The sequence below is a fragment of the uncultured Bifidobacterium sp. genome, from assembly GCF_945269915.1.
In the GTDB taxonomy this organism is placed as follows: Bacteria; Actinomycetota; Actinomycetes; order Actinomycetales; family Bifidobacteriaceae; genus Bombiscardovia; species Bombiscardovia indica.
In genome coordinates this window covers 1-10,739 of the sequence record NZ_CALYOY010000044.1, presented here as the reverse complement: position 1 = coordinate 10,739, position 10,739 = coordinate 1, and the positions used below count along the sequence as shown (strand labels likewise).

The 10,739-nt window shown below is 59.1% G+C and carries 6 protein-coding genes; all 6 read left to right on the top strand.

What is annotated here, in order from left to right:
• Positions 1 to 1,870 precede the first annotated feature (1,870 nt).
• Positions 1,871 to 2,557, top strand: a complete 687-nt coding sequence (locus Q0K62_RS07370; protein ID WP_297317330.1) for a hypothetical protein — start codon at positions 1,871 to 1,873, stop codon at positions 2,555 to 2,557.
• Positions 2,558 to 2,850: 293 nt separating this feature from the next.
• Positions 2,851 to 3,120, top strand: coding sequence for a 30S ribosomal protein S15 (gene rpsO / locus Q0K62_RS07365; RefSeq protein ID WP_220236320.1), 270 nt, complete (start codon positions 2,851 to 2,853; stop codon positions 3,118 to 3,120).
• Positions 3,121 to 3,396: 276 nt separating this feature from the next.
• Entirely contained in the window at positions 3,397 to 6,180 is a 2,784-nt protein-coding gene (locus Q0K62_RS07360) for a polyribonucleotide nucleotidyltransferase (protein WP_297317329.1), read from the top strand.
• A 318-nt stretch (positions 6,181 to 6,498) separates the two neighbouring features.
• Positions 6,499 to 7,725, top strand: coding sequence for a DUF2207 domain-containing protein (locus tag Q0K62_RS07355; RefSeq protein ID WP_297317328.1), 1,227 nt, complete (start codon positions 6,499 to 6,501; stop codon positions 7,723 to 7,725).
• Positions 7,689 to 10,307 carry a DUF2207 domain-containing protein gene (locus Q0K62_RS07350; protein ID WP_297317327.1) on the top strand — a complete coding sequence of 873 codons (2,619 nt, stop codon included), beginning with the start codon at positions 7,689 to 7,691 and terminating at the stop codon, positions 10,305 to 10,307. Before Q0K62_RS07355 ends, Q0K62_RS07350 begins: the two co-directional genes overlap by 37 nt.
• Positions 10,308 to 10,388: 81 nt before the next feature.
• Positions 10,389 to 10,721 (top strand): hypothetical protein, encoded by a 333-nt coding sequence (locus Q0K62_RS07345; protein ID WP_297317326.1) that lies wholly within the window; start codon positions 10,389 to 10,391, stop codon positions 10,719 to 10,721.
• Positions 10,722 to 10,739: the final 18 nt, after the last annotated feature.

Here is a 10,739-nt window from a genome sequence, read left to right as displayed (position 1 = left end):
TATGGTACTACCAAATGTGCTCCCCGCGGATGCGGGGATGATCCTTACCCCACCTACATCACGCTTCACATCATGGCGTGCTCCCCGCGGATGCGGGGATGGTCCCGGATTGGTCACAGCGACGGCCTATGTTCGTGTGTACTCCATGCGGATGTAAAAGGATTCACTGGCTAGGTGGTCCAGCATCCTGCCCTGCTCGTGCTTCCTGCGGATGCGGGGATGATTCCAAGGCCGCCCAGATCACCAACAACGTGAGGAAGTGTTCCCCCGGGCACGCGGGGATGATCCCCAGGCTACACGACAGCCATCTGTTCCATTGCAGTGCCTCTTAGATAGGGGGGGGGGGGAGTCGTCGATGCTGCTTTCTTGTGGAGCAAGGACGAGTGTCCCCCGCACATGTGGAGATTTCTAATAAATGTGTACTCGTGTTCCATGCTGCATGAAGAGATTCAGCAACGGCGTGAATGGAAGATGAAGAACTTGCGAGTTGAGAAATTGCTGTCCACTGTTCAGCTAACTCTGCTACTCATTTAAAGAATCGTAGATATGAGGGACTGGCGAGGTTCATGGCTGGTAACGAACACGTGTGCGGTCAACTTTCGAACCATCAGCTGCGTGGTTTCGCAATATCCTATGGGATCTGGGGCAAATGACAGAGTATATCTTCCTCTGCAACTTCTCATTGTCCTTTCGATGTCGAGTTCCCAGTCAATGTTCACATGTTATAGACCGGCGCTGCCGCATGGAACCAGGCACGCTTAATGACGCACGTACGTTCGTCCGATCATTTTCCCCATGAGTTCCGGGACGCCCTTGCTGAGTTCTCAATGCGCAAACTCATCGATGGGAAACGCTATTCCAGGTTGATTTGACCGATTGGACATGGTGGTTAACACGTTCATGCGTCAGTTGTTGGCCCGTTCAAAATGCAGCCGTTCGCAAGTGGCGGCAAAAGCATTATGCCCGTCATGGCCAATGGCCTATTTCTTGCTGACGGTCTTCGGCTCTCACCGCGGCTGCTATTATGGCAGGAATGAATTCAGGGTAATCGGAAACTGACAACATACCATTTTTATAATGATTGTCGGTCTGAACCATCGGGCTGTGTGGAGTAAGGCGGTGAAGCTGTCAGTTAGACCGGAATACGACCGTGTGTGATTTGCTGTCTTTCAGTAACCGGCACATGCGAGCTAATTCGTTAGTGCACCATGCAATATGATGCTCATCCCTTAGCGACGAGAGTCGAGTATGATGTTCTCCGCATAGGTGTGGAGTAATTCTTTTTGGCTCACACAGATAGAGGAAAGGTATTCCTGAACGCACGCAAGGATGAGTCTAGGTTCCGCCCCGTCTTGAAGCGTACAAACAGGTTCCGAATAATCGGTGTTCCTGGCTGTACCGCATATGGAACAGATCCTTATAGAAGGTAGGCTACGTATCAATACATACCTGTTGCGGCGTAACAATGGATCCAATATGGTGATGAGATAAAAAATACCTATTTGTAAGACCAATCATGAATTCAGCGTGCTGTGAATTGTCTGTCCTAGGAAGCGATCGGCATCGATCGGCTCGCCGGATGCGGTTCAATACCATTGACCAAATTGCTGTTCCATGCACAGTCAGAACAAGTGATTACCTCCTTCGCTTCAGATGCATGAGCCAGTGCGTTCGACTCCCGTGCGGCCTTCTCCGCTTCTGCACCCAGATAATCCGGTCGGTATAAGCTATGTGACAGTGAATTTGCAAACGAACGGGCTTTGAGGTGCAGATGCATATGGCGGAACATGACCAACACAACGATGCGGGGACCTCTGACGATCACGTTCCGTCCTCAGCGCCAACCGCATCTCCGGCATCCGCCGGACCCGTGGCCCCAGCCACTATACCAACCCCCGAGCAGCGTCATCAGGCCCACCTGGACGGCCCTGAACCGGATAACCCCGCTTCGGCCCACCCCGAGGCCACCATCCCGGAGTCCGAGTATTCCCTGGCGGAAATCGAGCAGCGGAAGGCGCGTCCCATATGGTGGGTCGTTTTAGCCCTGGCCACCCTGCTGGCCATCATTCTGCCCTACGGGTACGGGCGCTCGTTGGCCATCAATCACACGCAGGGAGTCCTGCATTATGCGTCGGCAATGGATCCGCGCGGTATAGCCCTGATCGCCTGGATGGTCACGGTTCTGGCCTTTATGGGGATCGGCATGTCCATCATCGAATCACATTCATGGTTCTGGCGGGCCGTCTTCGTGCTGGGGCTGGCGGCCGAACAGCTCATAGCCGGACTATGCCTGCTGAAGATGAACTTCTGGTACGGAACCTTCGTCATCTATCACCATCAGGCTATCTTGGCGAACGCGGCTAATCTGGGCATCATCGCAGCCGGGTTGGGCGTAGCGGTCTTCGCCATACTCTTCGTGGCCATCCTGGTCTGTGTGAAGAAGGATTCCCCTTGGAACGTCCTGACCCACAGCTGGTCGGCTCTGTCCATGTTCTTCATCATTGAACTCATCGCCCTGGCCATCGTCCTCTTCGGGGGTCTTATCACGGCTGTGTGATGTCGACCCGTCTGGGCCCGCGGAGCTTTCGATCTTGTTGTCTCAGACCTCGAGACGGAGGGTATCGTCTACAGGTTCGCAATCCTCCTTCTCAGAGGTTCCGATTATGGCGAGGCCCATGTATGTGAGACTGCAGAGGTCGGTATTCCGCTGAATCCCCAACGATCCATGATCTTGGGCAATTGGTCCGTCAAATGTGTATAATGATTGTTTGGCGTGCTTCGCCCGCGGAACCAGAGCGCTTCGGCATTGGGCCGGTGCACCGCGTAACGGAAAGAAACAGAGGAGGAGCCGTGGCTCTTACGACTGAGCAGAAACAGGCAATCGTCAAGGAATATGCGACGCACGAGGGCGATACGGGTTCTCCCGAGGTCCAGGTGGCCTTGCTGAGCAAGCGCATCTCCGACCTGACCGAGCACCTCAAGGAGCACCAGCACGACCATCATTCACGTCGCGGTCTGTTGCTCATGGTCGGTCACCGTCGCCGGTTGCTGGACTACCTCAAGAAGGTTGACATCAACCGCTACCGCTCCCTGGTGGAGCGACTTGGACTGCGCCACTGATATACCACTTCCGCCCGAGCCTTGGTGCTCGGGCGCTTTTGCATGTTGGAAATGAGGATGGGAAACAAGGTGTAACTGAAGCGGCCCCAGGACGGGGTCGGGGTCCGGAAAACGGGTCGATATCCAATCGGGAGCCCCACGGGATGAAACCAGGGCCGGACAGGGTCCGGCGGGGAGTTCCGATCAGCGCGATCAGGTATATCGCGTACGGCATGCACAAGAATGATGAAGTCAACTGATAATTAGGTAATAGGAAGTAAACAAAGGAGGAACCCTATGGAGGGTCCCGAAATCACGGCTGTAGAAGCCACGATTGACAATGGTTCATATGGCAGGCGCACGGTGCGCTTCGAGACGGGTCGTCTCGCCCAGCAGGCGGATGGGGCAGTAGCCGCTTATCTTGATGACGATTCCATGGTCCTGTCGACCACCACCGCCGGTTCCAGCCCCAAGGAGAACTACGACTTCTTCCCGCTGACCGTCGACGTTGAAGAGAAGATGTATGCCGCGGGCAAGATCCCCGGATCCTTCTTCCGCCGCGAGGGTCGTCCCTCGAACGAGGCCATCCTGGCCTGCCGGTTGATCGACCGCCCCCTGCGCCCCCTCTTCCCGCACACCCTGCGCAACGAGGTCCAGGTCGTGGAGACCATCCTGGCCGTCAACCCTGAGGATTCCTACGATGTGCTGGCCCTGAACGCCGCATCCGCCTCCACCCTGATCTCCGGTCTGCCCTTCGAGGGCCCGGTCTCGGGACTGCGTCTGGCCCTGATCGACGGCCAGTGGGTGGCCTTCCCCCGCTGGAGCGAGCGCGAGCGCGCGGTCTTCGAGCTGGTCGTTGCCGGTCGTGTGGTCGAGGGCGGCGACGTCGCCATCGCCATGATCGAGGCCGGTGCCGGCAAGAATGCCTGGACCCTCATCTATGACGAGGGCCAGACCAAGCCTGATGAAGAGGTCGTGGCCCAGGGATTGGAAGCCGCCAAGCCCTTCATCAAGGTCCTGTGCGAGGCCCAGAGCGAACTCAAGGCCAAGGCCGCCAAGCCCACCAAGGAGTTCCAGCTCTTCCCCGAATACACCGACGAGCTGTACACCCGCATCGACCAGATCGCCCATGCCGACCTGGATGAGGCCCTCTCCATCGCGGAGAAGCTGCCCCGCCAGGACCGCATCCACGAGATCAAGGAACATGTCCGTGAGGCCCTGGCCGATGAGTTCACCGACATGGACGAGGCCGAGAAGGACAAGGAGCTGGGCAACGCCTTCAAGGAGCTCCAGCGCCAGATCGTCCGCCGCCGCATCCTGACCCAGGACTACCGCATCGACGGCCGTGGCCTGCGTGACATCCGCACCCTGTCCGCCGAGGTGGACGTGGTGCCCCGGGTGCACGGTTCCGCCCTCTTCCAGCGTGGCGAGACCCAGGTTCTGGGCGTCACCACCCTGAACATGCTCAAGATGGAGCAGACCATCGACGCCCTGTCCGGTCCCTCCACCAAGCGCTACATGCACAATTACGAGATGCCGCCCTATTCGACCGGCGAGACCGGCCGTGTCGGTTCCCCCAAGCGTCGCGAGGTGGGCCACGGCAACCTGGCCGAGCGTGCCCTGATTCCGGTCCTGCCCAGCCGCGATGACTTCCCCTACGCCATCCGCCAGGTCTCCGAAGCCATCGGCTCCAACGGATCGACCTCCATGGGTTCGGTCTGCGCCTCCACCCTGTCCCTGCTGGCCGCCGGTGTGCCCCTGAAGGCCCCGGTCGCAGGCATCGCCATGGGTCTGGTCACCGGTGAGGTCGATGGCAGGCCCACCTACAAGACCCTGACCGATATCCTGGGCGCCGAGGATGCCTTCGGCGACATGGACTTCAAGGTGGCCGGCACCTCCGAATTCATCACCTCCCTCCAGCTGGATACCAAGCTGGACGGCATCCCTGCCGATATTCTGGCCGCCGCTCTCCAGCAGGCCAAGGAGGCTCGCGCCACCATCCTGGACGTGATCGACGAGTGCATCGACGGCCCGGCCGAGATGAGCCCCTACGCACCGCGGATCATCACCACCAAGGTCCCCATCGACAAGATCGGCGAGGTCATCGGGCCCAAGGGCAAGATGATCAACCAGATCCAGGAGGACACCGGTGCCGACGTCTCCATCGAGGACGACGGTACGGTCTACATCGCCTCCGAGGGTGGCGAGGCTGCGGCCAAGGCCAAGGAGGTCATCGACCAGATCGCCAACCCGCACATTCCCGAGGCGGGCGAGACTTTCAACGGCAAGGTCGTCAAGACCACCAGCTTCGGTGCCTTCGTCAACCTGACCCCGGGCACCGACGGTCTCCTGCACATCTCGCAGATTCGCAACCTGGCCAATGGCGAGCGCATCGACGCCGTCGAGGATGTCCTCAAGGAGGGCGATACCGTCGAGGTCATCGTCCAGGGTGTGGACGACCGCGGCAAGATCTCCCTGGCCATTCCCGGGTTCGAGGATCAGGAGTCCGGTGCCGGCCGTGACCGTGGTGATCGTCGTGACCGTGGTGGCCGCTCCGACAGGGGCGAGCGCCGCGAGCGTTCCGGCCGTGGTGAGCGTCGGGAGCGTCACGACCATCGTGACCAGGTCGAGCGTCCCGAGCGCGAGGACGACGACCGGTATCCCTCTCGCAGGTCTTTCAGGCCTGAACGCGAGGACCGTTACTTCGACGAGGATGATCAGGAGGAGGCCCCCCGTCATCGTCGTTCGCGCCGCGAGAGCAGGTTCGAGAGTGATGATTGGTTCGAGGACGAGGACCGCGCTCCCCGCCACGAGCATCGTCGCCGCACCGAGCATGCCGATGAGGGAGACCGCAGCGAGCATTCCGGTCGTCGTCATTCCGGCCGTGGTGAGCGCAGTGAGCGTTCCGGCCGCGGCGGGCGCCGTTCCTCCGGCCGTGGCGGATACCGTGGCCACAGGGAGAACCCCCGCTACGCCGCCGACGAGCACTACGACGAGTATCGCGCCGATCGCGAGGAGCGTTCCGAGCGCCCCCGTCGCCGGGTTCGCAGGGATTTCGACCCCTTCGACAGCGAGGACTGATGCCGGCGACTGAAGGTCGCTGAAATCCCGATCAGGGATGCGCATCCTTGGGCTCCGCCTCCGGTCGGGGCCCTTTTTATACCCGGGCAGCAACCTATAATCGTCATGATATGATTTGAACCGCCCTTATCGAGGTATGAATCAATACGCACATGTCGGCATCCGTCATTGTCAATCAGTCTCATGCCCGCAGGATCCAGGTCATAAGTGCAGACGAAGGCGGTCCGCAGATGTTCCGATGCAGCCAGGTGAAGTGAGGTCTTCGGTGTCAGAGGCCGGGCAGGATTATACGGTTGGAGATGGGAGAGGGCGGTCGCCTTGGTACCTGGGGTTCTGGAGTGCCTCCAGATTCATCAAGTCCGTTGCCGTTGCCGTGGTGATGCCCTCCTTGCCGCGGTCGCAGTCTTCTTCATCAAGCGCCCAACCGATCCCGACTTCTTCTACACCAGCCTGGGATACGACGTACAGGTCCTGGACAATGGCGATTTGCATATCGGACAAACCATTGACGCACATCTGAATCGACGGGAGGACTCCGCGGGGAATGTGCAGCCTTGGCTAGTGCTTTTTCAGCGGGATAAGATTGATGTCGCAAAGATAAAGGGAATAAGTCGGGTTTCGGTCATGGGCCTGGATGCTCATCTGCAGTACAGGGAAACCGCCCCCTTCTCCAGTACCAGCGAAGTGCAATTGCTCCCTTTCTGGGACCAGCTGCGGGCCGACACCTGGTATATGGCCAAGGTCAATGGGAACAGTCCCCCCCCCCCCTGCAGGTATGACACTGCGGGCGGTACGGCTCGGATCGGCAAGCAGGTTCAGACGAATTGCAGTGAATCCGGGGGATTCTGCACCTTGGAACTGGGCTGGTACATCCAACCGATTGATTCCGCAGAACATAGACGTTTCCTGGTGGACATGATCCTTCATGGCGTTACCACCGCCTACAAGGATGCGGCCACCTTTACCTGGGAACCGGTGGGTCGGAACAACAAGACGCGGATTGATTCCCTGAACGCGGTCGTCCATATGCCGGCGGGGGTCAACGAATACAATTCCAGGGCCTGGCTTCACAACGAGGATAATTCAGAGGTTGAGCAGGACCAGGACGGCACTCTGCGCTTTTCCGTCCAGCATATGAAGCCAGGCCAGGATTTGGATCTGGTGTCCATGTTCGATGTGGCCACGACCAATGCGGTCGAGCGGCGGGACGAGGGACGGGCCAAGGATACGATCTTCAAGGACGAGACATCGGCCTTTGAGGAATCGAGGCGGAGGGAGAAGACGCCGGCCGTGATAAGACCGGCTTCTGGAGTCCCGGCCATCCTGTTCGCCCTGATTCTGGTGGTTGTTCTCCTGCGCTTGGCATTCACCACATACAGGGATTCCCGTTATCGCGGACAGGTGATCTACTACAGGGATTCGCCGAATACATCCCCGGCATCCGCCGAGGCTTCAACGACATTCTGGAGGACAGGAAGACGAACTCCGGGGACCGGCTCTCGACCACCATGCTGTCACTGGCCTCAAAGAAAGTCATCTCCCTGAGACCCGGGCCCCTGAGTCAGGAAAAGACAAAGGACCTCCCGCCGGATTCCTCCCCCAAGCATGCCGAGGACGATCGCCAGAGCGTCATCATCACCCTGAATGAGCAGTACCGCCGGAATCCGGAATCCTTCCACCTGTGGAAGTCCGAGAGGTCCGTCATGGATTTACTTCAAACCGCTGCCGGTCAGATGGGTGATCAGGTGTATCAGGTCGATATGAACCAGCTGAGCGACAGCCTTGTCGACTACGGGAAAGCACCCCTGCTGATGGAGGATTTCAAAAAGGACGCCGATGATGAACTGCACCATCTGACAGCGACCGTGAGCCGCCCCTGGCTGAATTGCCTGGGTATCCTTGCCGTTCTGTTTGCTGTTGCGATTGCATGCCTGGACTTCCTCCCCGGCAATGCCCTCTTGTGGCTGACCATGAGTCTGGTTCTGATCGCCGTGAGTGTGTTCGCCGTATGTTACGGCCGGACGGCGGTCCTCACCCCAGGGGGGCGGGAGCTGGCAGGGCAGGTCGAAGGCCTGCGTCATTACCTCCTTGATTTCAGTAATTTCGAGGATCGTGGGGTGGAGGATCTGCCACTCTGGGAACAGTATCTGGTCTATGCCAACGCGTTCGGCATCAGTGACAGGGTCGCCAAACAGCTGGTCATGGTCTATCCGGACCTGACGGATACCACTGGGCTGGAGAACAATGCCACGGATTCCCTGGTATACCCCGCTTTCGTCCCTATCAGCCAGCCCGGAGGCTTGGAAGCGTCTTCCGGCGACGGCCAAGGTGACCTCCAACCCACGACAGGATCCCCGGACCTTTCGTCGGATCTTGCTGATTTCGGTTCACGGCTGGCGGTAGGCCTCATCTCTGTGGTTATAGTCGCTGGTGTCCTCTCCAAGCATGACAGGCCTGAGTTGACTTACAACAGTTTGAACTACCGGGCCCGTGTACTGGAAAATGGTGATTTGCGTATTCGCCAGCAGATAGACGTGAACATGAGGTCCCGCGATAGGGGCAAGCCTTGGAAGGAGCTCTACCGGCGCTATAGGATCGAACCCAATACCCTGACCGGCATCAGCCAGGTCAAGGTCAAGGATGTCACCCGGGGAACCGTCTTCAAGGAGACGGACCCACTGTACAATGCGAACGACGTGGATCTGGTCGATGATTGGGATACCTCCAAGGCCGACACCTGGTACCTGGCCAAGGTCTCGGACGGTGATGACCTGGACGGCTATCGATACCAAACGGAGGACGGATTCTCGAGCCGGGGCTGGAGCCAGGGTGATTGCCGGGATAAGAACGACACCTGCCAGGTTGAGTTGGGGTGGTACATTCCTACCATCCAGTCCGACTCCCATCGCGTCTTTCAGATTGACATGACCTTCCACGGGGTCACCATTGCTTACGATGACGTGGCTGATTGTACATGGACGCCCGTTGGCGGGACCAACCAGGTCCCCATCGACTCCGTGGAGGGGACCATGCGTCTGCCCAGGGGGTCCACCAAGGAGAAGACCAAGGCCTGGCTCCACTTCACGGGGGATTCCAACCTCGGCATCGACCAGGATGGTACGCTTCACTTTTCCGCCCGGAAGGTTACCGCGGGGCGGTATCTCAATATTGATGCCCTCCTCGACCCGGAAACCACAAGTGGTGTGAAGAGGACTGTCCCGGGGAATGCAAGGGGCCGGATCGAACGTGATGAGCTGGAACAGGCTCAGACCTGGGAGCGGCAGAAGACCACCAAGGCCAGGGTGCGCTTCGTGGTCATGCTGATCGTGGTCCTTGTTGTTCTGGTCCTGATCATCGTCATGGTCCGTAAGGCCTTTACCTCATATGGGGACTCCCAGTATCAGGGTGACCTGGTCTATAGCCGCGATCCGCCCGGTGTCTCCCCGGCTGCGGCCGGGTCCATCAACGATCTGGTCCTTGGACGCAAGGCACACCCTTCCGTCCTGCTTTCGGCGACGATCCTCTCCCTGGCCTCCAAGAAGGCCATATCCCTGTCGAGATTCCCCCAGACAGGGCAGGGGTGTCACGGTCAGCGGCAGATGGACGATGCCATTGCCATTGCCGTTAATCCGGTCTGCAGGACGAACCGTTCATCCCTGAACCTGTCGCTCACCGAGGAGTCTGCCCTCAAACTGCTGGAATGTGTCGCTGCGGGGCCGGGTGTCGGGAGCACCAGGTTCACCTTGGAGCAGATGAACCGGTTTCTGAGCGATAGCGAGTCGGGGCCGACCTTGACGACCAATTTCCCCAATGCTTTCAACTATGAGTTGAATGGTCTGAATGTCAGGGAAACCAGGACGGGGCTGAATGGTCTGATCGTCTGTTCCTTAATGGCGGCCATCGGCATCGGTATGTTCAGTTTCATGCCCGGCAACCTGGTGACCCGCCTCCTGGTGGTCCTGGTCCTGATCCTGGTCACAGCCTCCATTTTTGCCACCGTTTATGGTCGATCGGAGGTGCTGACCGAGCAAGGGCAGCACTGGGCCGGGCAGGTGGTGGGCCTGCGGCGGTTCCTGACGGACTTCGGCGATTTCAGCGATCGGGATATCGGAAGCCTGATTCTCTGAGACAGGTATCTGATCTATGCCACGGCCTTCGGGATCGGTGATGAGGGGGTCAGGCAGCTCGCCAAAGCCTACCCGCAGATCATGGATGCCGACTGGTTGGATCAGAACGCCCAGGATTCCCTGGTGCATTGGACCTATCGGCCCCATGCTTACTCCCATGGCGGCAGTATGAGTGGTGTGCACTCCCCCAACGGGATGACCATGCCCAACATGACCCTGGACGATATGAACATCTCCACCGCATTCAGCGATCTGGGATCCCGACTGACTGCAGGATTCGACGGCATTCGGCACACGGCCTCGCAGACCGGGTGGTTCGGCGGTTCGGGTTCCGGTGGTTCGGGCTTCGGCGGCGGCGGAGGTGGTTTCGGCGGTTCCTTCGGCGGCGGAGGCGGTTCCTTCGGCGGGCGCTGACGGGACCCTGAGGCTAGA

What these genes read in the sequence shown, in the direction of transcription:
- Q0K62_RS07360 (WP_297317329.1), top strand. Translation starts at nt 3,397, where the DNA reads ATGGAGGGTCCCGAAATCACGGCTGTAGAAGCCACGATTGACAATGGT.
- Q0K62_RS07350 (WP_297317327.1), top strand. Translation starts at nt 7,689, where the DNA reads ATGCTGTCACTGGCCTCAAAGAAAGTCATCTCCCTGAGACCCGGGCCC.
- Q0K62_RS07345 (WP_297317326.1), top strand. Translation starts at nt 10,389, where the DNA reads ATGGATGCCGACTGGTTGGATCAGAACGCCCAGGATTCCCTGGTGCAT.